Genomic DNA, 22,957 nt, shown 5'->3' with positions numbered 1-22,957 from the left:
TGTCCGGGTGGACCGGAACCATGGAGTCATGAACAACGAGAGCGACCGCGCCATCCACCCCTTCACGATCGAGGTCCCGCAGGCCGAGCTGGACGATCTGCGGCGCCGGCTCGAGCTGGCCCGGCTGCCGGAGCCGCTGCCCGGCGACGCTTGGGACACCGGCGTGCCGCTGGCGTACCTGAAGGAACTCGTCGAGCACTGGCGGGACGGCTACGACTGGCGCGCGGAGGAGGCCAAGCTGAACGCCCGGCCGCAGTTCCGGACCGTGATCGACGGCCAGCCGATCCACTTCCTGCACGTCCGGTCCGAGCGGGAGGACGCGCTGCCGCTGCTGCTCACCCACGGCTGGCCCGGCTCGATCGTCGAGTTCCTCGACGTGATCGATCCGCTGACCGACCCGGACGGGCACGGAGCCCCCGGCGGGCCCGCCTTCCACGTCGTCATCCCGTCGCTGCCCGGCTTCGGCTTCTCCTCCCCGCTGGCCGGGCCGGGCTGGGACGTCGCCCAGATCGCCCGCGCCTGGGTCGAGCTGATGGATCGGCTCGGCTACCGGCGGTTCGTCACCCAGGGCGGCGACATCGGCGCGGCCGTGTCGCCCGAGGTGGCCCGGCAGGCGCCGGACCGGGTGATCGGCGTCCACCTGAACGGCAATGCCGGGATGCCCTGGAACGTGAGCGACGAGGAACGCGCGCAGCTGACCGACCTGGAACGCGACCGGCTCGCCCGGGTGAGCGCCTTCATGAACGAGGAGTTCGGCTACATCTCGATCCAGAGCACCCGCCCGCAGCTGATCGGCGCGGCGCTGTCCGACTCTCCGGTTGGTCAACTGGCCTGGATCATCGACAAGTTCCGGCAGTGGACGCATCCGCGGACCACGCTGCCGGACGCGATCATCGACCGGGACCGGCTGCTGACCAACGTGATGCTCTACTGGCTGACCCGGACCGCAGGGTCGGCCGCCTATGTCGGCTATGCGCTGGACGGCTCGGCCTGGGGCGAACCGCCGCAGCCGTCCGGGGTGCCGACCGCGGTGATCGTCTTCGCGCACGACGTGGGCATCCGCAGGTACGCCGAGGCGGAGCACACGATCGTCCGCTGGACGGACGTCCCGGACCGCGGCGGGCACTTCGCGGCGCTGGAGGAGCCGGAGCTGCTGCTCGCGGACCTGCGCGCGTTCGTCGGGGCCCTTCGCCCCTGATCATCCGTCCTCCCGGGCGAGCGACGTACAGACGCAGACCCGATTTCCGTCGGGGTCGGCGAGCACGGTGAACGACGGGGCGTTGTCGTCGTCCACCACCGTGCCGCCGGCAGCGACCGCTGCGGCGATCCGCGCCTCGGCCGACTCCGGCGCCAGCCAGAGGTCGAGGTGCCAGCGCTGCCGCGGCGGATCATGATCATCCGTGTTCTGGAACCAGAGCGACGGCACCCGGTCGGTCGGATCGAAGACCTCGTCGCGCACCGTACCGTCGCCGTCACCGGTGAGCAGCGCCGCCCAGAACGGTGCGAGTGCCGAACGGTTCGCGGTGTCCAGCGCAAGCTCGAGCTGGGTCACCTCGGCCGGCTGCGCGACCAGCTCGTGATCACCGGCCAGCCGGCTGACGGCGCGAGCGAGCTCCACCTCGCGCCGGGTGACCCGTCTCCCCTCGGTTCGGTCACACAGGGCCAGGTCGAGCACCGCGCCGAACAACCGCACCTCCAGCCGGTCGCCGGCGCCATCGAGCGCGAGGAAGTCCGCGGCGGCCCGGCCGGCGGCACGGGCGTCCGGCGCCCGATACCGCGCGTGCAACCGCTGGGCCAGCTTGCGCCAGTCGGTCAGTTCCTCGGCCCGGAGCTGTTCGTTGTCCAGAACATCCATGGATCAGAACCTGGCACACGGCTCTGACAGTCCGTTCCCCATCGAACTGGGGCCGAGAAACTGTCACTCCCTTCTGGTACGGGAGCCGGCCGCGAGCCCGGCCAGGGCGGTCACGCCGAGCGCCAGCAGCCCGACCAGGCCGAGCGCCGTCCCGATCGACGTTCGCTGCGCCAGCAGCCCGATCAACGGCGGCCCGGTCAGGAACGCGCCGAAGCCGAGCGTCGCGACGGCCGAGATCGCGCCGGCGGAGTTGTCCCGGCCGTGCTCGCCCGCGGCGGTGATCGCGGCCGGGAACACCACCGACAGCCCCAGGCCCCACAGGCCGGCCCCCAGGAACGGCCCGGCCGGCGAGGGCAGGAACAGCACGGTGGCCACGCCGGCCGCGGTGATCACGCCGCACAGCCGCAGCGTCGGCACCCGGCCGAGCCGGTCCAGCACGTACCCGCCGGTCAACCGGCCGACGGTGATCATCAGGCTGTAGCAGGTGAACGCCGCGGCCGCCGCGCCCTCGCTGAAGCCGCGCTCGTCGTGCGCATAGAGCGCCAGCCAGTCCGACGCCGAACCCTCGCCGACGTTGGAGAAGAGCAGCATCACGGCCAGCAAGATCACCGGGAGCGAGATCGCCTTCGCACTCGGCCGGACCCGCCGACCGTCCCGTACCGGAGCGCGATGATCACGCCAGAACAGGGTCCCGACGGTGTTGGCGACGGCGAAGATCGGCAACACGATCCAGAAGTGCGGACCGAACGAGAGCCCGAGGCCGGCGACCGCCGCGCCGAGCGCCGACCCGAGCAGCAGCCCGCCGCTCCACAGTCCGTGCAGGGCCGGCATCACGGACCGGCCGACGGCGCGCTCGACGTCGGCGCCGTGCACGTTGAGCATCACCTCGACCAACCCGGTCGCCGCTCCCGCCAGCAGCAGCACCGCCCCGAACGCGACCGGCGACGTGACCAGCGGCAACGCAGCGTAGATCACGGCCAGCACCAGCCCGGCCACCAGGCACACCCGTCGGCTGGCGAACCGGCGGGACAGCCGGCCGCCGAACGGCATGCTGGCGAAGGCCCCGATCCCGAGACAGACGAGCACCAGACCGACCGTCTGCAGGTCGGCCTGGAGATGATCACGAACGGCCGGGATCCGGGAGAACCAGGTCCCTGAGACGAGCCCGAGCAGACCGAAGCAGACGAACGTCGCCACCAGATCGCGGCGGGTGTCGGGTCCCATGATGCAGAAGTCTCTCAGTGGGTTCCCCGGCGGCCGACGGCCGGGTTGTCCACAGATCGAGGCCTACGAATTTCGTTATCCACAGACTTTTTCTGCCGGCGACAAACCTCGGATCGTCGCCCACGATGGTCCCGCTGCGGTCGTCCGGCCGCGGTGTTGATCATGAAAAGGAATCCCCATGCATCGCTTCCCTGCTGCCGTCGTCGGCGCACTCACCACCCTCGCCCTGCTGTTCACCGGCGCCCTGACGGCCGGTGCCGCGAGCCCGCCTCGCTCGCTGCCGCCGGGCTGGCTGGACGGCTTCCGGATCGGCTGGGTGCCGCCCGGCGCCGGTGACCTGGTCACCGACTTCGAGTCCGAATGGGAGGAGGTCCACTTCCGGACCCGGGTCTGGGAGTCCGGCCCGGCCGAGGACGGCGGCTACCGGGTCGATCTCCAGGTGGTGATCATGCGCAGCCCGACGTTCACCGACCCGGCCGCGGTCCGGGCGTTCTTGATCAACTGGCTGGAACGGGACCCGGACGGCTGGGCGACGCTGCCGTACGTGCACCCGGACGGGCCCGGCTTCGGTGACGACGACGAACTGTTCTGGCTGGTCGAGCCGGGCGTCGCGGTTCGGGTCTCCGGCAACCCCGAGTCGGTCGACACCCGCGAGCTGCGCCGGACCGCGCGATCCGTCAGGGTCGAGCAGGCTGTCCGTGCCCTGTCGGGGCGGTGAGACGCCGTGGTGGGCAGCGATACCCTGAGCAGGCACTGCCGATCCAGCCGAGGAGACCTGCCGCATGACCGATGTGTTCGCGCCCACCACGAACTCGAGCGAGTACGCCGAGCAGGCGTCGACGGCCTATCGCGCCGCCCTGTCGGTGATCGAACAGGTGGAACCGCGGATCGCCGACGCGACCCGGGCCGAGCTCGCCGACCAGCGGGCCTCGCTCAAGCTGATCGCGTCGGAGAACTACGCCTCGCCGGCGGTGCTGCTGACCATGGGCACCTGGTTCTCCGACAAGTACGCCGAGGGCACGGTCGGGCACCGCTTCTACGCGGGCTGCCAGAACGTCGACACGGTCGAGGCGCTGGCCGCCGAGCACGCCCGGGAGCTCTTCGGCGCCGAGTACGCCTACGCGCAGCCGCACTCCGGCATCGACGCGAACCTGGTCGCGTTCTGGTCGATCCTGGCCCACCGGGTCGAGACGCCGACGTTGGCCGACCACGGCGCCAAGACGGTGTACGACCTGTCCGAGCAGGACTGGGAGAAGCTGCGCCGGGCCTTCGGCGAGCAGCGGGCGCTGGGCATGTCGCTCGACGCCGGCGGCCATCTGACCCACGGGTTCCGGCCCAACATCTCCGGCAAGATGTTCCACCAGCGCTCGTACGGCACGGACCCGGAGACCCAGCTGCTCGACTACGACGCGGTCCGGGCTGCGGCGCGGGAGTTCAAGCCGCTGGTGCTGATCGCCGGCTATTCGGCCTACCCGCGGCGGGTCAACTTCGCCACCATGCGGGAGATCGCGGACGAGGTCGGGGCGACGCTGATGGTCGACATGGCCCACTTCGCCGGCCTGGTCGCGGGCAAGGTGTTCACCGGCGACGAGGATCCGGTGCCGCACGCGCACCTCACCACGACGACCACCCACAAGTCGCTGCGCGGCCCGCGCGGTGGACTGGTGCTGGCCACCAAGGAGTACGCGGACTCGGTGGACCGCGGCTGCCCGATGGTGCTCGGCGGCCCGCTGTCGCACATGATGGCGGCCAAGGCGGTCGCGCTGGCCGAGGCCCGGACCGCCGAGTTCCAGACCTACGCCCAGAACGTCGCCGACAACGCCAAGGCGCTGGCCGACGGGTTCCTCCGCCGCGGCGCGAAGCTCGTCACCGGCGGCACCGACAACCACCTGGTGCTGCTCGACGTCTCCGGGATGGGGCTGACCGGGCGGCAGGCCGAGTCGGCGCTGCTCGACGCGGGCATCGTGACGAACCGGAACTCGGTGCCGAGCGACCCGAACGGCGCCTGGTACACGTCGGGGGTCCGGCTGGGCACGCCGGCGCTGACCAGCCGCGGGTTCGGCACGGCGGAGTTCGACCGGGTGGCGGAACTGGTGGTCGACGTGCTGACCAACACCCAGCCGGCCGCCACGAAGTCGGGCGCCCCGGGCAAGGCGAAGTACGTGCTCGCCGACGGCGTCGCCGACCGTACCAAGGCGGCGTCCGGGGAACTGCTCGACAAGCACCCGCTGTACCCCGGCCTGGAACTCTGAGGTCGCCGCCGGGCCACCCGGCTCGGCTAGGGTCAGGCGTCATGAATCCGACGACGGCCCCGGTTCGCAGCACGATCACGCCCACCCAGCGGGTGATCGGGGCGCTCTTGATCATCCCGGCGTTGATCTTGTGGCTGGTCCAGTTGGTGGTGCCCTCGATCCGGACGTTGATCATGAGCCTGCAGCAGGTCAATCCGCTCCGAGCGCGTGCCGACCAGTTCGTCGGACTGGAGTTCTACGAGCGGCTGCTGCCGGAGATCGTGGCGACTCTGCCGCGGGCGCTGATCTTCACCGGGCCGGCGATCCTGATCGCGATCGTCGTCGGGCTGGCCGTCGGGCCCTTGGTGGCCCGCGGCACCAGGCCGGTGCGGCTGATCACCCGCGGCATGCTCGGCCTGCTGCTCGTGTGCTACGCGCCGGTCGGGGTCGCTCTGACGTTCGACACGCGGGCCTTCGCCGATCCGGGCACCGCCGGACTCGCGCTCGCCGGCATCGTCACAGTCTCGGTGCTCGCGACGGCCGGTGCGGCGGCGGCGCTGGTCTCGATCGCGGCCTGGCGGTCGGCCTCCGGCCCGGCCACCTGGCTGGCCACAGCAGCGCTGACGCTGGCGGTCGGGCTCGGGCTGGCGATGCAGCTGTTCGCGGTTCCGTACGTCCTCACGGCGGGCGGCCCGAACCACAGCACGGAGACCCCGCTGATCCTGGGCTTCGTGCTCGGCTTCATGCAGATGCAGTTCGGCGGCGGCGCCGCGGTCGCGGTCGTGACCGGACTGTTCACCGGCCTGTTCGGGCTGCTCGCGGTGTTGATCATCCTGGTGGCGCGGCTCCGGGTGGAGATCGATCCGCCCGGGACCCCGGACCGCGGATCGGGCCTGGGCTGGGTCGGGCTGGGCGTCGCCGGGGTGTTCCTGGTGATCACGATCGTGCTGATCGTGCCCTGGCTGGCGGGCAGCGCGCGTCCGGTGTCGCCCGACCTGCCGGCCGGCGCGGTGATCAACACCTGGCTGCCGCCGTTGCTCGGCGCGCTGATCCAACTCGTCGTCGCCCTCGCCGCAGGCTTCGGGCTCGGCGCCCTGCGCCCGCTGGGCCGAGCCAGCGAGTGGGCGCTGTTGATCTTCGCGCCGTGGCTGCTGGTCGGACCGGGGTTGCTGGCGCTGCAGCACTTCGACTTCCTGCGTACCCTCGGCCTGCTCAACACCTTCCCGGGGCTGCTCCCCCAGGCCATGATCAACATCCCGGCCGTGGTCGGGTTCACGCTGTTGTTCGCGGGCGCGCGCCGGCTCCGGGACAGCGGCGCGCCGGCCGGGGCGGCGCTCGCACCGGTGCTGGGCGGGACGCTGACCACGTTCGTGCTGCTCTGGGTGATCCAGGCACAGGACCTGATCATCGGCTACGTCAGCGGCACCCGGCCGGACTCGATGACCGGGCCGGTGCTGCTCGCGATGGCTCGCAACCAGCGTCAGTTCTCCGGCGCCGGCGATCTGCCCCAGGCGCTCAGCACACCGCTGCCGTTGATTGTCGTGCTCGGGCTCGCCTCGATCGCGATCCAGGCGCTGTGCCTGGACCGGCTGCGGCTGGCCACCGGCCGGCCGGCTCCGAGCGCACCAACCACGGCCCCGGCGACTACACCTCCGGTCGCCCCGCGTTGAGCCAGGACGCGCGCAGCACCAGGAAGCGCCGTTCCGGTTCTCCGGTGGCCAGCCGGGCCGCCTCCAGGTAGTCGGCCCGGGCGGCCTGGTGATCACCGGCCTGTTCCAGCAGGTGAGCCCGGACCGCATACAGGCGTTGCTGCCCGGCCAGCACTTCGGCCACGTCGTCGACCACGGCCAGCCCGGCCCGCGGCCCGTCCACCTGGCCCACCGCAACCGCTCGGTTCAGGGTCACCACCGGGCTGGCGGTGATCCGCTCCAGGGCTCCGTACAGGGCGACGATGTGCGGCCAGTCGGTCGCCGCCGCGGTCGGCGCGTGATCATGGAGCGAGGCGATCGCGGCCTGCAGCTGGTACTCGCCGACCGGACGCCGGCCGAACACCTCGTCCAGCAGCTGCCGACCCTCCATGATCAACTTCCGGTCCCAGCGGCTGCGGTCCTGCTCGGCCAGCGGGATCGGCAGGCCATCCCGGCCGATCCGGGCGGCGCGGCGGGCGTCGACCAGGAGCAGCAGGGCGAGCAACCCGGCCACTTCGCCGTCCTCCGGCAGCAGGCCGCGCAGCAGCCGGGCCAGCCGGATCGCCTCGTCGCTCAGGTCGACCCGGTGCAGCCGGTCGCCGGCGGTCGCAGTGTGTCCCTCGGTGAAGATCAGGTAGAGCACCCGGAGCACCGAGCTCAGCCGGGCCGGCCGCTCCTCCGGCGTCGGCGGGACGAACCGGCCGCCGGCGCTCTTGATCTTGCCCTTGGCCCGCGAGATCCGCTGCCCCATCGTGGCCGACGGGACCAGGAAGGCCCGGGCGATCTCGTCGGTGGTCAGGCCGCCGACCGCACGCAGGGTGAGGGCGATCGCGGACGCCGGGGTCAGGGCGGGATGGCAGCAGAGGAACAGCAGGGTGAGCGTGTCGTCGGTGCCGGCCACCTCGGCGTCGTCTACGGTGCGCCGCTGATCTTGTTCCTCCCGCTCCCGGCGGGCCAGTTCGCTGCGCCACCGGTCGATCAGCCGGTGGCTCGCCGCGGTGATCAGCCAGCCGCGCGGATGCTCCGGTACGCCGTCGCGGGGCCACCGTTCCAGCGCGGTGATCATGGCCTCCTGCACCGCGTCCTCGGCGCCGTCGAAGTCCCCGTACCGCCGGATGAGCGCGCCGAGGACCTGCGGCGCGAGCGTTCGCAGCAGGTCCTCGATCGCGGGCTGGGCCTCCGACACGGTCAGGACTGGCCGTCCGCCGTCGCCAGGTAGTCCACCATCTCGTCGGCGTTCGCCGGGCCCTGCTCCATCACCCGGCGGAGCTGGATCGGCTGCTGGGTCGGCTTGCCGCCCGGCCCGGGCACCGCCGAGACCAGAGCGGCGATCTCGATCGCCCGCTGCTCGGTCTCCACGTCGATGACCTGGAAGCCGGCCACCCACTCCTTGAACTCGGTGAACGGCCCGTCGGTGACGACCGGCGTCGTGCCGTCGGAGGTGACCACCTTGGCCACGTCCGGCCCGGTCAACAGCTCGTGCCGGACCAGTTCGCCGCTGGCGGTCAGCAGGTCGTTCAGCCGGCGGTAGTAGTCGAGGTGGGCGGTGATCTCCTCGGGCTTCCACTCCTCCATCGGCTCCTGCACGGCGCCGCCCTCGAAGTTCACGATCAACAGATACTTGGTCACGGGGGTCTCCTCTGGTTGCGCGGTGCCCGGCGGCACCGTCACCCCGGGAACGGGGCCGGCGACGACATTTCGACATCCTCTCAGCGAATTGTCGGCGAGTCCGGGCAGGATGCCTGATGTGTCCGCAACGACGACCGTCTCCCGTGCCACGCTGAACCGCACCACGCTGGCCCGCCAGGCCCTGCTGGACCGCGCCGACGAGTCCGCCGCGACGATGATCGAGCGGCTGGTCGGCCTGCAGGCCCAGGAGCCCCTGGAACCGTACGTGGGTCTGTGGTCCCGGCTCGCCGCGTTCGCGCCGGCGGAACTGGTCGGGCTGCTGGAGCGGCGCGAGGCGGTCCGAACCGTGATGATGCGGCGGACCCTGCACCTGCACACGGCGGCCGACGCGCAGCGGTTCCGGCCGGTGCACCATTCGATGATCGTGCGGCGTACGGCCTCCGCGAGGTCCCGGGAGCTCGGCGGCCTCGACCTGGACCGGCTCGCCGACGCCGCAACGCCCCGGTTCGATCGGCCCCGGACGACCTCGGAGGTGGCCCGCGCCGTCGCCGCCGACTGGCCGGACGTGCCGATCCCCGCCTTGAGCGACCTGATCGGCGTCGTGGTGCCGCTGGTCCAGGTGCCGCCGCGCGGCGTCTGGGGACAGCGGGCGGCGGCCCGCAACCTGACCCTGGCCGCTTGGCTCGGCGACGCCGAGCCGGTACCGGCGGACGACGTGCTGGACGGGCTCGTGCTGCGCTATCTGGCGGCGTACGGCCCGGCGACCAGCTCCGATGTCCGCGCCTGGTCGGGGCTGGCCGGGCTGCCGGCGGTGATCAAGCGGCTCCGGCTGCGGCTGCGCAGTTACCGCGACGAGGGGGGTCGCGAGCTGCTCGATCTCGCCGACGCCGAACTGATCCCGGCCGACCGGCCCGCCCCGCCGCGATTCCTGCCCGCCTTCGACAACGTCGTCCTCGGCTTCGCCGACCGGTCCCGGATGATCGATGACGAGCACAAGCACCACAGCGTGGCCGGTGCCCGGTTCCTGCTCGTGGACGGACGGGTCGCCGGCACCTGGATCAGCACCGGGGACGCCGAGTCCGGCGTCACGGTCCAGATCGCCCCGTTCCGCGCGTTGCGGAAGCCGGAACGAACCGCGGTCGTCGCCGAGGCCGAGACGCTCGCCGCCTTCCTCGGCGACGGCACGGCCGGCCGCGTCGCCCTGGCCTCCTGAGGTCCCGGACGGGTAACCTTCCAAGCGTCACCGCGACTGGCGTCGGATGGGCCACCATCGGGAAGCACCGGTCGAGAAGTCGTCCGCCTGGGCTTCTCGCGCACCTCCCCAGGAGTGCCCGATGCAGCTCAGGTACGGACTCAATCCCCATCAGCAGGCGACCGCCGCCCCGATCGGCCGACCGCCGTTCCGGATGATCAACGGCGAGCCTTCCATGATCAATCTGCTGGACGCCGACAACGGGTGGCAGCTGGTCAGCGAGGCCAGCCGCAGGCTGGGCCGGCCGGTCGCCGCGTCGATCAAGCACGTCGCCCCGGCCGGTGCCGCCGCGGCCGGCCCGGTGGACGACGTGATCATGGACAACTGGCCGGTCGGCGATGCACCGACCCCGGTGCTGGCGGCCTACCTGCGGGCCCGGGACGCCGATCCGCGCAGCAGCTACGGTGATCTGGTCGCCGTCTCCGATCCCGTCGATCTCGAACTGGCCCGTTTCCTCGGCGGCGTGATCAGCGACGGGATCGTGGCTCCCGGCTACCAGCCGGGAACGGTGGAACTGCTGCGCCGCAAGAAGCGGGGAACCTTCCTGATCATGGAAGCCGATTCCGAGGCGGCGATTCCGGCCGAGGAGCTCCGGCAGGTCGGCGGGCTGATGATCACCCAACAGACCGATCACGACGGAATCGGCCCCGAACTGTTGCCCCACCTCGAAGCCGACGACCGCGACACCGCGCTGCTGGCCATGATCACCGCCCGGCACACGCCGTCCAACACGGTGGTCGCGGCCCGCGACGGCGCCGCCATCGGAGTCGCCGCCGGTCAGCAGTCCCGGGTGGACTGCACCCGGCTCGCGGTCGGGAAGGCGTCCGCCTGGTGGTTCCGCCGCCACCCGGCGACCCGGTCGATCACCGGCCCGCCCGGAACCCGCCGACAGGACCGGCTCAGTCTGCAGCTGGCCCTGGCCGCCGGAGACCCGACCCCGCTCGAGGCCCGGCAGTTGCACGCCGAACTCGGCGACCGACTCCCGATGACGGCCGACCGCGCCGCCTGGCTGGCCCGGCTGGACCGGGTGATCATGGTCCACGACGGCGCGATCCCGTTCCGGGACAATGTCGATCACGCCGCCCGAATCGGCACCACCATGATCATCGAGCCAGGCGGCTCCACGGCCGCGGACACGGTCGAGCAGGCCTGCACCGAGCACGGCATCACCCTGATCCGGACCGGCCGCCGCCTCTTTCTCCACTAACCCGAGGTGAGCAGGGGAAGCAGGATCTTGCGCATCAGCTCGACCAGAACCGTCACGTCCGGGAAGCCGGTCCGCCAGGCGAGCACGTCGCGCAGTCCGCGCGGGCAGGTGACCAGCGAATCGCGCAGGGTGCCGGCCCTCGCCTGCAGCTGCCGCCGGTCCGGTGGGTGCTCAGCCGGGTGATCGGTCTCGGTGTCCGCCCGGAGCACGTCCGCCGAGCCCGATCGTGATCATGATCAGCGGGCGAACAGGTTACCCGCGACGGTGCCGATGAAGTTGCGCAGCGAGTCGGGCAGGTCGCGCAGGTGCCAGTTGTCCGGGCCGTGATACCAGGACAGGTCGGTGGAGTCGGGATCCTCGTCGGCGTCGGTCGCGACGATCGCGTCCAGCCACCGCTCGGCGCCGCCCAGCACGACCGCGTACGGCAGCACCTCGGACAGTTCGCGCAGCTCCCGGCCGGGCGGCATCTGGTCGGTCGGCTGGCTCAGCAGGTCCGACCGGAGCGCCATCAGCCCGGCCTGGACGGCCGCGCCCTTGCCGGTCCGGGCCGGCATCTCCTGGGCCACGAAGACCAGGCCGAGGCCAAGGATCACCAGCGCCAGCCCGACCAGGCCGAACGTGGTGAACGCGGCCAACAGGCCGGTGGCCACGACGGCGACGATGAGGCCGACGAGGGCCAGCTGGGTCCACCGGTTCCGGATCGAGTCCGGCCGACGCTCGTACCAGCCGTTGCTGACCACCTGGTCGTACAGCTTGTCCTGGACCCTGTCGATCGAGGAACGGACCTTGTCGCCCAGCTCGGACACCTTGATCTGCCCACCGGGCGCGGCCAGGCCGTCCAGCAACTCCACCTCGAACGGGTGCAGGGTGCCGGCGTCGGCGGTCGTGGGCCGGGTCAGCACCCAGTCGGTACGGGCGAACTCGGACTCCCGCGGCAGCTCGGTGATCCGCAGATGACCCCGGACCGCGAGATCGAGCAGGCTCGCCGTCACGTCGATCGGATCGACCCGCTCGTCGACGACCGTGCCGACCTGGCCGGGCCGGATGTCGCCGACGACGCGGAACTCGGACTCGCCCTCGCCGACCGGCGCGAACTCGCCCACCTTGGCCACCTGGCCGCCCGGCCCGGCGTCGGCCCCGGCCATCCGGTGCAACGCGAACAGCGCGATCCCGCCGAGAACCAGCAGCGCCAGCGCGATGCCGAGCTGCAGCGGGCCGGCCGTGAACGCGCGGCCGAGGGTCCACCGGGTCTCGATCTGCTCGTTCGGCACGATCGCCCCAGGCGCGAAGTCGACCCGGACCGCGACCTCCTCGTTCTCGCCGCGCGGACCGTCCCGGAAGGTCGGGTTCGGGTTGTCGTGTGTTCCGCCGGCGGCGAAGTCACAGCTCACCTCGGACCCGGGCGGGCCGGCGGTGCAGTCGATGTTGGCGAGCTGCGCCGGGATCGTCACGGTCGCGGTGAACTCGTTGACCTGGAGGCTCAGCCCCTGCAGCAGCCGTACGTCCAGCGCACTGCTGCCGTAGTCGGCGGCGATCACCGCGCCGGTGACCTGGTAGCTCAGCTCGAGCTCGGTCGCCCCGTTGGTCGGCAGCGTGACCGTGACCGCCCTGTTGTCCCGGTCCTCGGCGACCGCGACGTCGGCGCCGCCGGCCAAGGCTCGGAACCCGCCGATCTGCAGCACCCGCTCACGGTCGGTGTCGTGCTTCAACGGTTGCCGCAGCGCGAACCGCTGGGTGACCTGGGCCGGCACCGAACCGCTGAAGACGATCTTCTGCTGCACGTTCAGGACGCCGTCGAGGCCGAGGTCGGCCTGGACGTCCATCGACGACGCGGTGCCCTCGGCGCGGGCCGGCTGGGCCAGCGGGCCAGCCAGCAGGGCCACGGCCAGAGCCGCCAGCAGGAGCGGAAACACGGTCAGCCGAACCAGGCGCCCGGCACGCGGTGATCTCAACACGCGGTACAGCCTCCCATCAAACGAGGTTCCTCGCGACGTGGACCCCGCGGCGCGCCCGGATTTGCGGTCCGGACCAGGTCGGGTCGTCGCGCCGGACGCCCGCGCCGACTATCGTGGCCGCCGTGACGCAACCGCAGTGGGGAGCCCCGTCGCCCGGCCAACGACCACTCGGCCAGCAGTCCTGGCCTGGCGCGCAGCCCTCGGCCCGGCCCGGATTCGGGGCGCCGAGCGGCTTCACGCCGTACGGGCAGCCGCAGGCCCCCGCCGCCCGCCGCAAGAGCAGCCCGGTGGCCAAGCTGCTCGGCGCGATGATCGTGCTCGCGGTGATCGCGTCGATCGGGCTGGTCGTGACGCTGATCGCCAACCCGGGCCAGGCGGGCTACCAGAACGAGGCCTACCAGGTTCCCGACCCCGACCTGAACCCGCCGGCCCTGCCCCAGCCGCAGACGGTGGAGGAGGCCACGGACGCGATCGAGAAGAACCCGTTCTACGACCAGGACGTGCCGATCCCCGTCCGCTGCGATGAGGGACCGATCGACGTCACCGCCGCCGACGACGCCGAACTCGAGAAGCACCTGAACGAACTCATGGCCTGCCTGGTCCGGGTCTGGGAACCGCCGGTCACCAGTGCCGGCTGGGTGATCGTCCGCCCGTCCGTCACCGTGTACGGCGAGAAGATCAAGACCAAGTGCGGCGAGATCCCGGTCAACGCCGCCTACTGCGGTGCCGACCAGCAGGTCTACTTCTCCAACCAGCTGGTCCGGGCGCTGCCGGCGGTGGGGGACAACGAGTGGGTCGCCTACATCATCATCGCGCACGAGTTCGCCCACGCCCTCCAGGCCCGGACCAACATCCTGATCTCCGCGAAGGCGCTCGGTGCCGAGTCCAAGGACGAGCAGCAGGAGCTGCAGATGAGCCGGCGGATCGAGGTCCAGGCCGACTGCCTGTCGTCGATGTTCCTGCGCTCCGTGTCCCGTTCGCTCGACATCAACCAGTCCGACCTCGAGGGCATCGAGGAGACCTACCGGTCCATCGGCGACGACTCCTTGAGCGACAAGTACGCCAACGGCGGCGGAAACCACGGCCTCGCCGTCTCCCGCCTCTACTGGGCCAACCAGGGCCTCGGCAGCAGCCAGGTCGCCACCTGCAACACGTACGTCGCCGACGAGAAGCTCGTCCGCTGACCCAGCCGAGCCCGATCGATCCTGCTCGGCTGCGGCCGGGTGGTCGTCGCCTCCGATAATCTGGGTTGTCCAGAGGCACAACACGCGACGACGCTGTGGGGGACGTAGATGGCCGGCGGTTACTGGTCTCCACACCATCCCGTGCTGGAGGTCCTGCGATCCCGCCGTCAGCGTGGCGATCTGGCAGCCGAGCGCGCCGATCCCTATCGGGTCGGCCTCGCGATCCAAGGCGGCGGCATGCGCGGAGTGATCACCGGCGCCATGCTCGCCGCCCTGGAGGATCTCGGTCTGCACCGCGCATTCGACGCGGTCTACGGCACGTCGTCCGGCGCGATGAACGCGGCGAGCTTCATCGGTGGCGGGATCTGGCGCCCGCTGCAGATCTACTGGAACCACCTCCGCACGCGACGGTTCGTCGACGCGCGGCGGTTCTTCACCGGTGACGTGCTCGACCTCGATTACGCGTTCGACACCGTGCTCGGCGAGCTCGAGCCGCTCGACTACGACAGTGTCCTCGACTCGAAGGTGCCACTGCACGTCGCGCTGACGCTGGTCGACGAGTTGCGCACGGATGTCGTCTCGGGGTTCGAGTCGAAGCAGGACCTGGTCGATGCGCTGCGGGCGACCACCTGGCTACCGGTCGCCGTCCGCGGTACGGCCACCTTCCGCGGCAAGCGGGCGATCGACGGGTCGATCCTCACCGTGCACCCGTACCGGATGGCCCTCGCCGACGGCTGCACCCACGTGCTGTCGCTCAGCTCCCGCCCGATCGACGCGAGCAGCTTCGAACTCCCCCTGACTCGGTCCTTCTGGCGGTGGCGGCTGGACCAGCTCGAGCCGGGCCTGGCCGAGGCGAACGCCCTCGCGATGCGCGACTACCGCCAGGACCGGCCGGCGTTGTTGGACTGGAGCCGGTCGCCGGACCAGCCGCCGTACGTGCTCGACATCGCCCTGCTGCCGGGCATGCCGAGCGTCACTCCGTACGAGCTGCGCGCCGAGCGGCTGATCACCGCCGGCCGCTGGGCCCACAACGTGCTCACGGCCGCGATCGAGGACGAGGACCCCGAGGTCCTGCGCACCGCCGTCCGGTTCACTCGGACCGAGGGGGACAGCCGGCTGTGATCTACGACACCAGAACGCTCTTCCAGGCCATTCAGCGGGTCCACCGTGATGCGCCCGATCTCGCCCTCGACGACGTCGTGCTGCGGTGGTCCGCGTACGACTGGCGGGACGTCCTGCTCGACCTCCCGATCGACAGCAGTACGTTCGCCTCCCAACTGGAGATCTCCTGGGACGTCGCGATCACGACGCTGGACGGCTGGTGCCGGCGGTTCGGCGACCGCCACCCGGAACACGTCCACGGCTACGTCGGTGTCCTGCTGATCACCCTGCTCGCCCTGCGTCATTCCGAACTCCGCCGCGCTCCCTGGGGCAACCGCGACGGTGGCAGGCCGGGAACGGTCGAGCACACCGATTGCTCGGAGACCTGCCATCGGCTGGTCAAGACCCCTGCCGTCCAAGCGGCCCTGCGCGAGCTGTACGCGCCTCAGCTGACCGAGTCCACCGACCCGGCCGTGCTGCGCGAATGGGACGGCTTCGACGTCGACACGCTGCGGTTCCACCGGCACGGCACGACCTCGATCATCCTGTCGGGCCGGCTCCGGGACGTCACGCACGGGCGGCTGCCGTCGTTCGCGCTGAAGCTGATCATCTATCCGTTCCTGCGGATCCCGACGATCGCTCGGGCCACCCGCGACTACGCCGCCGAGTTCAACCCGCCGGCCGGAGATCTCGAACACCTGGTGAGTGTCTGGGCCAGCTCCGGCAGCTGGATCCTGATGGACTTCGTCCCCGGCCAGACACTCGCCGAACGCCTCGACCTGGAGTTCCCGCAGCAGCGCTCGAACGAGCTGACCGCCACGTCCGAGATCAGGCTCGACCTGATCGAGAAGTTCGGCAGCGAGTTGTTCCGGGCGCTCGGCGACCTGAAGCGGCTCGGCAAGCACCACGGCGATCTCACGGCGTCGAACATCATGGTCGAGCAACGGGACGGCCTGGAGAAACTGCGGCTGGTCGACCTCGGCGTCAACTATCTCTACCTCCGCAAGATGCCGGGTCATGGTGGCGTCGATGCGGAGTACGTCGCGCCCGAGATCCGCGACCGGGAGGACCAGCCCTCGGGCGAGGGGGAGTCCGACGACGGGTTCGGCCGCAGCGACCTGTACTCACTGGGCCAGTTGATCGTCCTGCTCGGCTGCGGCTCACCCGCGACCGGCGGGCACGTGCCGGAGCCGTTCTACGCGCAGACTCCGCTGATCGCCCGGTTCGTCGAGGACCTGATCGACGCGGAGCCGGAGCAGCGGCTGCTGCTGTTCCGCGCCCGGCAGGGATCGGACGGCCTGCCGTACGAGCAGCTGTGGACCGACCTGACCAACGAACTCGCGGCTGCCCGGACCGGTGTGTCGGGACGGCGGTGGTGGTCGGACTTCGCGGCGCTGGCCGACCCGTTCTTCGGTACGGTCGGGCGGCTCGGCCGGCTGTGGCTCGAGCGGCGGCGGCAGAACGCCGGCCGGGAGACCGAGCCCTGGCAGGGCTGGCTGTTCCTGTGTTCGGTGCTGGCGGCGGTCCTGGCGACCCTGACCATGGTGTTGATCAGCATCTGGATCCGGCGAACGGTCGGGTGGGACTGGGACAACGACTTCATCGTCGCGCTGCAGCGGCTGTTCGGCGCCGGGCCGGACGAGTTTCCGGTCGTCGACCAGCTGAGGGCTCCCGGGTACGGCTTCCCGGCCGGTACGCCTCCGGTGATCTTCGGCGTCCTGGCGATCACCTTCACGCTGATCGGCGTCAAGTACTACCAGAGCCTGTTCGCCAGCGCCTCGCCGCTCACGCTCGGGCGCGGCGCCGGCAGGCTCGGCATCCACGCCATCGCGGCAGAGATCGCCATGCGGATGACGACGGTCGCGTGCCTCGTCGTGGTGCTGCCGATCCTGCTCATCCAGCCGCTGTGGTGGGCCTGGTTCGTGGCAGCCGGCATGACGCTGGTGACGATCTGCAACTGGCTGACCGCGTCGTTCGGGCAGGCCGTGGTCCGCAAAGCCGGCGACCTGAAGTTGTCGACGGTCCCCAGCCGGATCAGCGGGATCAGCACGTTCCGCGCCTGGATTCCCGGCAACGTGCTCTACGCCGTCATGCTCTGGACGATTGCGATCCTGCTGCAGTTCGGACTCGCCCAGGACGCGCCCGTCTACATCGCGCTGATCGCTCTCGTGAACGTCGTTCAGCTGTACGTCGTCAAGTGCAGCATCCAGGGACCGGGGATCCGGGCCGGCCTGGGCCGCGCGTGCATCGCCGCCGAGCGGATCCGCCATGTGCGGCTGGCCGCCGGGGCCGACGCTGCGGTCGTTCCGCGCCGAGACGCCGGCGAGACGCATCCCTCCGGCCTCAAGATCTCGTGATCGTGAGGCGCGTCAGGGGACGTAGATCAGGGCGGTGGCGACGGCGGCGATGCCCTCGCCGCGGCCGGTGAGCCCCAGGCCGTCGGCGGTCGTACCGGAGACGGAGACGGGGGCACCCACGGCGGCCCCGAGCACCTGTTCGGCCTCCGCGCGGCGCGGGCCGAGCTTGGGCCGGTTGCCGATCACCTGGATGGCGACGTTGCCGATCTCGTAGCCGGCGGCACGGACCAGGCGGGCCGTCTCGGTCAGGAACGCGACGCCGCCGGCGCCGCTCCACTCGGGCCGGTCGGTGCCGAAGTTGGAGCCGAGGTCGCCCAGGCCGGCCGCGCCGAGCAGCGCATCACAGGCCGCGTGGGCGGCCACGTCACCGTCGGAGTGGCCGTGCAGGCCGGCCGGCTCATCGGGAAAAAGGAGCCCGGCAAGCGCCATCGCCCGCCCCCGCTCGAGACGGTGGACGTCGACACCAATACCGGTGCGTACGTTCATCTCGAGTGGAGACGGGCGATGGATTTGTCGATGACTACGGCTGGATCAGGACGCGAGGACCTCGTCCAGCAGGATCTCCGCCTTGTCCTCCTCGACCCGCTCGGCCAGAGCGAGTTCGGAGACCAGGATCTGGCGAGCCTTGGCGAGCATCCGCTTCTCGCCGGCGGAGAGGCCACGCTCACGCTCGCGACGCCACAGGTCACGCACGACCTCGGCGACCTTCATGACGTTGCCGGAGTGCAGCTTCTCGAGGTTGGCCTTGTAACGCCGGGACCAGTTGGTCGGCTCCTCGGTGTGTGGGGCCCGCAGGACGTTGAACACCCGTTCGAGTCCGTCGGCGTCGACGACGTCACGGACGCCGACGAGGTCGAGGTTGCAGGCCGGAACCCGGACAACCAGATCGTTTTGACCGACGATGCGCAGAACCAGATAGAGCTTGTCTTCGCCCTTGATTTGGCGGGTTTCGATGTCCTCGATGACAGCGGCCCCATGATTGGGGTAAACCACCGTTTCGCCGACTGTAAAGGTCATGTTGTTTTGTACCCCTTTCGCAGGCTCAAGTTTACCACGGAGACGGGGCCTCCCCGGGAGATGTTTTCGCTAGCCAGAGGCCAATAACGTGCACTGTCCACAGCTTGACAAAGAACTCGAACTGTGCGTCCCGTCACCGCTTGTCGACACCTCCAGGCCGGTTCTGCAAAGCGGCCCCGCCGACCGCGGATGAGGATCGTACCGCCGAAGAAGGACGCCCGTCGAGACCTCCGCGTGATGGACCGCTAGGCTAAGCCGACCGATCCGTTGACCTGCCAGGAGTGAATCGTGCCCTCGTCGGTGCCCTTCGCGTCGCTGTCCTCCGCGACCCGTCCCCGCCGCCTCGCCCGGGCCGGAGCAGCGATGATCCTTGCGGCGGCACTCAGCCTGGCCGCAGGTTGCGGCTTCGACGTGCAGACCAACCGGCCGTACACGCCGGGCGAGGGGATCAATGCCAACGTCGGCCCCCGGAGCGAGCCGGTGGGCGTCCGCAATCTGCTGATCGTCAGCAAGGAGCCCGGCCAGGGGTTCGTCTCGGCCAGCCTCACCGCCACCAGGGACGACGTCCTGCAGCGGATCACCGGGCGGGCCTACCGCGCCGACGGATCGGCCGGCACGCCGCTCGCCGCGACCCTGCCGGCTCCGGTCACCGTCGAAGCCGGCACGCTGACCGTGCTGACCAGCGAGCGGCTGATCGAGGTCACCGGCGACGACCTGCGGGCCGGGCTGGAGGCCGAGCTCACGCTCACTTTCGCGACGGCCGGCGAGGTGACGCTGCGCGTTCCCGTGGTCACCGCCGACGATCCGCAGTTCGCGACGATCTCCCCGTCGCCGTCCGCCTCGCCGTCCCCGACAGCGTCCAACTGACCCAGCCTCGGGTAGCCGGGTCAGCCGCGCGGGACCAGCAGCCGCAGCGCCTCGACCGCGGCATCCCGCAGCGCCCGGGCGGCCTCGGCGTCACCGGCGAGGTGCCGCAGCAACGCCTGTTGGAACAGCCCGTCCAGCACCGCGTACGCGGCCGCCGGGGGCAGCACCGGGTCGGTGCCGGCCAGTTCGCCGTACCTGCTGACGACGCGCCAGATCATCGCCTCCCGGCGCGCGTCGATGTCGATCACGTCGGCCCGGAACGAGGGCTCGAACAGGCTCTGGTTGCGCAGGTCGTACCAGAGCCGGTGCATCGGGGCGTCGCTGCTCAGCGTCGCGGCCATGGCCGCCGCGAAGTCGTGCTCCAGCCCGTCGGCGGCGGTGGCGGCGGCCACCAGCTCGTCGTAGCGGGTGACGCAGACCTCCTCGTACTGCCGGACGGCCTGGGTGATCAGGTCGACCTTGTCGCTGAAGTAGTAGTGCAGCACACCGTGCGAGAAGGGCGAGTTCTGCGCGATCTCGCGCAGGCTGGTGCGGGCGTAGCCGAGCTCGGCCAGCGTCTGCAAGGTTGCGGTGGCGAGCTCCGCCCGCCGCTCGGCGAACTTGGCCGTCTGAGGAGGTGAGGCCCGGTCGTCGCTGCGCTCGGACACCTCGGTCACGGTGGGTCTCCCGGTCAGCCAGGCTCCCCGTACCAGGGGGCTGGACGTGAGTGTAGCCCCGGACCGGCCGGCCTCCGCCGGTGCCGCCGAAGGTCAGGCCCCGTAGGTGACCTCGTCGCTGAACAGGCTGCTCACGGACTCGCCGCAGTGGATCCGGCGGACCGCCTCGGCGAACAGTGGTGCGACCGACCGGGTCTCCATCTGCGGCAGCCGCTTCTCCACCGGCAGCGGCACCGTGTTGGTGATCAGGATCTCCTCGACGTCGGCCTCGGCCCGCAGCCGGTCGATGGCCGGGCCGGTGAACAGGCCGTGCGTGCAGGCCAGCGAGAACCGTTCGATGCCCTCGGCCCGCAGCATGGACAGCAACTCGACGATCGACCCCGCGGTGGCGATCTCGTCGTCCAGCACGATCGCGTGCTTCTTGCCGTGCAGGTCGCCGACGATCCGTTCGATGATCACCTTGTCGTCGGCGATCCGCTTCTTCGAGCCGGCGACCACCTCGAGGCCGAGGATCCGGGCGAAGTCGGTGGCCACCTTGGCGTTGCCGAGGTCGGGCGAGACCACGATCGACTCGGTCAGATCGCGCGCGGTGAAGTGTTCGGCCAACTCGGCGGTCGCGCTCAGATGATCAACGGGTACGGAGAAGAAGCCGTGCACCTGGGGCGCGTGCAGGGCCATCGTGAGCACCCGCCCGGCGCCGGCCGTGGCCAGCATGTCGGCGACCAGCCGGCCGCCGATCGAGATCCGGGGCGCGTCCTTCTTGTCCGACCGGGCGTAGCTGTAGTGCGGGATGATCGCGGTGATGTGGGCCGCCGAGGCGCCGCGGGCGGCGTCCAGCATCAGCAGCAGCTCCATCAGGTGCTCCTGGACCGGCTCGACCAGCGGCTGCACCAGGTAGACGTCGCGCTGCCGGCAGTTCGCCCGCAACTGCACCTGCAGGCAGTCGTTGCTGAACCGGGTGGTCCGCGACGGAGAGAGCGGGATGCCGAGGATCTGGCACATCTCCTTGGCGAACGCGGGGTGGGCGGAACCCGAGAAGACGGTGATGTCGCCAGTCACGGCACCACCGTATCCGTTGCCTTCGGCCGGAGCGAAACGCCGGTCAGCGCCATCGCAATCCACGCGTAACGAATCCGGTTTAGAGTCCGGGCATGGCGGACCTCTTCGACGGCTACCCGACGGGGGTGAGTTGGGACGAGGCGTTCAGCGCGTCCGACGAGACCCGTCGCTCGTACGAGCCCGTACTCAATGCGCTGCGGCCGCTCGGCACCGAGGAACTGCGGCCGCGGGTCGACGCCCTGGCCCGGACGTTCATGAAGCAGGGCGTCACGTTCGCCTATGACGGCCAGGAGCGGCCGTTCCCGGTCGACATCGTGCCCCGGGTGCTGGACGCCGACGAGTGGGATCTGATCGAACGCGGCGTGCAGCAGCGGGTCCGGGCCCTGGAGGCCTTCCTGGCCGACGTGTACGGCCCCGGCCACGCGATCAAGGACGGCGTGGTGCCGCGCGAGGTGGTCGTCACGTCACGGCACTTCCACCGCGAGACGTACGGCATCGAGCCGCCCAACGGGGTTCGGATCCAGGTGTCCGGGATCGACCTCGTGCGCGACGTCGACGGCCGGTTCCGGGTGCTGGAGGACAACGTCCGGGTGCCGTCCGGGGTCAGCTACGTGATCGAAAACCGGCACGCGCTGACCCAGGTACTGCCGGAGGCGTTCGGCACCTCCCGGGTCCGCCCGGTCGCCGGGTACGCCAACCAGCTGCTGGCCGCCCTGCGCGCCGCGGCGCCGGTCGGCGTGGCCGACCCGACCGTCGTCGTGCTCACCCCCGGCGTGCACAACGCCGCCTACTTCGAGCACGCCCTGCTGGCCCGGCTGATGGGCGTCGAGCTGGTCGAGGGACGCGACCTGATCTGCGCCGGCAACCGGGTCTTCATGCCGACCACGTCCGGCGACCGGCCGGTGCACGTGATCTACCGCCGGATCGACGACGAGTTCATCGACCCGGTGCAGTTCCGGCCGGACTCGATGCTCGGCTGCCCCGGCCTGGTGAACGCGGCCCGGGCCGGTCACGTGGTGATCGCGAACGCGCTCGGCAACGGCGTCGCGGACGACAAGTTGATCTACACCTACGTCCCGGACCTGGTCCGCTACTACCTCGCCGAGGAACCGCTGCTGCCCAACGTGGACACGTACCGGTTGGGTGATCCGGACGTCCTCGAGGACGTGCTGGGTCGGCTTGATCAACTCGTGCTGAAGCCGGTCGACGGCTCCGGCGGCAAGGGCCTGGTGATCGGCCCGCAGGCCGACGAGCCGACCCTGGCCGAGCTGCGGACCAAGATCATCGCCGACCCGCGGGCCTGGATCGCGCAGCCGGTGGTGTCGATGTCGACGGTGCCGACGTTCGTCGACGCCGGGTTCCGGCCGCGGCATGTCGATCTTCGCCCGTTCGCGGTGAACGACGGTGATCAGGTCTGGGTGCTGCCGGGCGGGCTGACCCGGGTGGCGCTGGGCGACGGCGCGCTGGTGGTGAACTCCAGCCGGGGCGGCGGTTCCAAGGACACCTGGGTGCTCGCGGCGCGTGATCAACCGGCCGATGCCGGCGGGCCGGGCGGTGCGCTCGGCGTACCGGACGAACCGCCGCTCGCCGAACCGAGCCGGCCGCAGGATCCCGGCCCGGCCCTGGAGTCCGCCGCCGCCCGACAGCAGCAGTGATCATGACGACGACGTGGGGA

Annotated in this window: 21 protein-coding genes and 1 riboswitch; of the genes, 11 read left to right on the top strand and 10 right to left on the bottom strand. The window is 71.0% G+C overall.

Annotated features, from left to right (window positions below; genetic code table 11):
* The first annotated feature begins 28 nt into the window (after positions 1-28).
* A complete protein-coding gene (locus tag BKA15_RS22985) occupies positions 29-1,198 on the top strand; it encodes an epoxide hydrolase family protein (RefSeq protein WP_179754729.1) in 1,170 nt (389 codons plus the stop codon).
* On the opposite strand, the gene BKA15_RS22980 is transcribed toward BKA15_RS22985, so the two are convergent.
* Positions 1,199-1,855: a VOC family protein gene (locus BKA15_RS22980; protein ID WP_179754728.1), complete on the bottom strand. Its 657-nt coding sequence runs from the start codon at positions 1,853-1,855 to the stop codon at positions 1,199-1,201.
* A gap of 63 nt (positions 1,856-1,918) precedes the next feature.
* Positions 1,919-3,079, bottom strand: a complete 1,161-nt coding sequence (locus BKA15_RS22975) for an MFS transporter (RefSeq protein WP_179754726.1) — start codon at positions 3,077-3,079, stop codon at positions 1,919-1,921.
* Between the two features lie 178 nt (positions 3,080-3,257).
* Here BKA15_RS22975 and BKA15_RS22970 point away from each other — a divergent pair, with 178 nt between their 5' ends.
* From BKA15_RS22970 to BKA15_RS22960, 3 genes are all read left to right on the top strand, one after another.
* Positions 3,258-3,797, top strand: coding sequence for a hypothetical protein (locus tag BKA15_RS22970; RefSeq protein ID WP_179754724.1), 540 nt, complete (start codon positions 3,258-3,260; stop codon positions 3,795-3,797).
* Between the two features lie 64 nt (positions 3,798-3,861).
* A complete protein-coding gene (locus tag BKA15_RS22965; protein WP_179754722.1) occupies positions 3,862-5,331 on the top strand; it encodes a glycine hydroxymethyltransferase in 1,470 nt (489 codons plus the stop codon).
* 41 nt (positions 5,332-5,372) lie between these two features.
* Positions 5,373-6,980, top strand: a complete 1,608-nt coding sequence (locus BKA15_RS22960) for a carbohydrate ABC transporter permease (RefSeq protein WP_179754720.1) — start codon at positions 5,373-5,375, stop codon at positions 6,978-6,980.
* On the opposite strand, the gene BKA15_RS22955 is transcribed toward BKA15_RS22960, so the two are convergent.
* Complete coding sequence (locus BKA15_RS22955) at positions 6,955-8,184, bottom strand: sigma-70 family RNA polymerase sigma factor (RefSeq protein ID WP_312879218.1); 1,230 nt, start codon at positions 8,182-8,184, stop codon at positions 6,955-6,957. The two genes, BKA15_RS22960 and BKA15_RS22955, sit on opposite strands and share 26 nt — an antisense overlap.
* A 2-nt stretch (positions 8,185-8,186) precedes the next feature.
* The gene (locus BKA15_RS22950) at positions 8,187-8,627 is read right to left on the bottom strand and encodes a YciI family protein (protein WP_179754718.1); all 441 of its coding nucleotides are present in this window, start codon (positions 8,625-8,627) and stop codon (positions 8,187-8,189) included.
* Between the two features lie 118 nt (positions 8,628-8,745).
* Between BKA15_RS22950 and BKA15_RS22945 the strand changes: the two genes are divergently transcribed.
* Together BKA15_RS22945 and BKA15_RS22940 are read left to right on the top strand one after the other, a co-directional pair.
* Positions 8,746-9,840 carry a winged helix DNA-binding domain-containing protein gene (locus tag BKA15_RS22945; RefSeq protein ID WP_218871537.1) on the top strand — a complete coding sequence of 365 codons (1,095 nt, stop codon included), beginning with the start codon at positions 8,746-8,748 and terminating at the stop codon, positions 9,838-9,840.
* A gap of 22 nt (positions 9,841-9,862) precedes the next feature.
* Positions 9,863-9,940: riboswitch (ZMP/ZTP riboswitch) on the top strand.
* A 21-nt stretch (positions 9,941-9,961) separates the two neighbouring features.
* A complete protein-coding gene (locus BKA15_RS22940; RefSeq protein ID WP_179754714.1) occupies positions 9,962-11,086 on the top strand; it encodes a 5-aminoimidazole-4-carboxamide ribonucleotide transformylase in 1,125 nt (374 codons plus the stop codon).
* On the opposite strand, the gene BKA15_RS22935 is transcribed toward BKA15_RS22940, so the two are convergent.
* Together BKA15_RS22935 and BKA15_RS22930 are read right to left on the bottom strand one after the other, a co-directional pair.
* Positions 11,083-11,295, bottom strand: coding sequence for a hypothetical protein (locus tag BKA15_RS22935; protein ID WP_179754712.1), 213 nt, complete (start codon positions 11,293-11,295; stop codon positions 11,083-11,085). The two genes, BKA15_RS22940 and BKA15_RS22935, sit on opposite strands and share 4 nt — an antisense overlap.
* Before the next feature lie 27 nt (positions 11,296-11,322).
* Complete coding sequence (locus BKA15_RS22930; protein WP_179754710.1) at positions 11,323-13,041, bottom strand: DUF2207 domain-containing protein; 1,719 nt, start codon at positions 13,039-13,041, stop codon at positions 11,323-11,325.
* A gap of 122 nt (positions 13,042-13,163) precedes the next feature.
* On the opposite strand from BKA15_RS22930, the gene BKA15_RS35780 reads away from it, so the two are divergent.
* The 3 genes from BKA15_RS35780 (at position 13,164) to BKA15_RS22915 (ending at position 17,683) form a co-directional block, all read left to right on the top strand.
* Positions 13,164-14,225 carry a neutral zinc metallopeptidase gene (locus BKA15_RS35780; RefSeq protein WP_179754709.1) on the top strand — a complete coding sequence of 354 codons (1,062 nt, stop codon included), beginning with the start codon at positions 13,164-13,166 and terminating at the stop codon, positions 14,223-14,225.
* 108 nt (positions 14,226-14,333) lie between these two features.
* The gene (locus tag BKA15_RS22920; RefSeq protein WP_281385304.1) at positions 14,334-15,347 is read left to right on the top strand and encodes a patatin-like phospholipase family protein; all 1,014 of its coding nucleotides are present in this window, start codon (positions 14,334-14,336) and stop codon (positions 15,345-15,347) included.
* Positions 15,344-17,683 (top strand): protein kinase family protein, encoded by a 2,340-nt coding sequence (locus BKA15_RS22915; protein WP_179754704.1) that lies wholly within the window; start codon positions 15,344-15,346, stop codon positions 17,681-17,683. The genes BKA15_RS22920 and BKA15_RS22915 overlap by 4 nt, the downstream gene beginning before the upstream one ends.
* A gap of 12 nt (positions 17,684-17,695) precedes the next feature.
* Here the strand turns inward: BKA15_RS22915 and ispF are convergent, their stop codons facing one another.
* Positions 17,696-18,169, bottom strand: a complete 474-nt coding sequence (ispF, locus tag BKA15_RS22910) for a 2-C-methyl-D-erythritol 2,4-cyclodiphosphate synthase (protein WP_179754702.1) — start codon at positions 18,167-18,169, stop codon at positions 17,696-17,698.
* 45 nt (positions 18,170-18,214) lie between these two features.
* Entirely contained in the window at positions 18,215-18,700 is a 486-nt protein-coding gene (locus BKA15_RS22905) for a CarD family transcriptional regulator (protein WP_179754700.1), read from the bottom strand.
* 288 nt (positions 18,701-18,988) lie between these two features.
* On the opposite strand from BKA15_RS22905, the gene BKA15_RS22900 reads away from it, so the two are divergent.
* Positions 18,989-19,567, top strand: a complete 579-nt coding sequence (locus BKA15_RS22900; protein WP_179754698.1) for a hypothetical protein — start codon at positions 18,989-18,991, stop codon at positions 19,565-19,567.
* Between the two features lie 20 nt (positions 19,568-19,587).
* On the opposite strand, the gene BKA15_RS22895 is transcribed toward BKA15_RS22900, so the two are convergent.
* Both BKA15_RS22895 and BKA15_RS22890 read right to left on the bottom strand, forming a co-directional pair.
* Positions 19,588-20,223: a TetR/AcrR family transcriptional regulator gene (locus tag BKA15_RS22895; protein ID WP_179754691.1), complete on the bottom strand. Its 636-nt coding sequence runs from the start codon at positions 20,221-20,223 to the stop codon at positions 19,588-19,590.
* 93 nt (positions 20,224-20,316) lie between these two features.
* Positions 20,317-21,282, bottom strand: coding sequence for a ribose-phosphate diphosphokinase (locus BKA15_RS22890; protein ID WP_179754689.1), 966 nt, complete (start codon positions 21,280-21,282; stop codon positions 20,317-20,319).
* Positions 21,283-21,374: 92 nt separating this feature from the next.
* On the opposite strand from BKA15_RS22890, the gene BKA15_RS22885 reads away from it, so the two are divergent.
* A complete protein-coding gene (locus tag BKA15_RS22885; RefSeq protein ID WP_179754687.1) occupies positions 21,375-22,937 on the top strand; it encodes a circularly permuted type 2 ATP-grasp protein in 1,563 nt (520 codons plus the stop codon).
* The last annotated feature ends 20 nt before the right edge of the window (positions 22,938-22,957 follow it).

Source organism: Microlunatus parietis (assembly GCF_013407955.1).
In the GTDB taxonomy this organism is placed as follows: Bacteria; Actinomycetota; Actinomycetes; order Propionibacteriales; family Propionibacteriaceae; genus Microlunatus; species Microlunatus parietis.
Note: the sequence above shows the minus strand (reverse complement) of the source record. Positions and strands in the feature narration are given on the sequence as shown.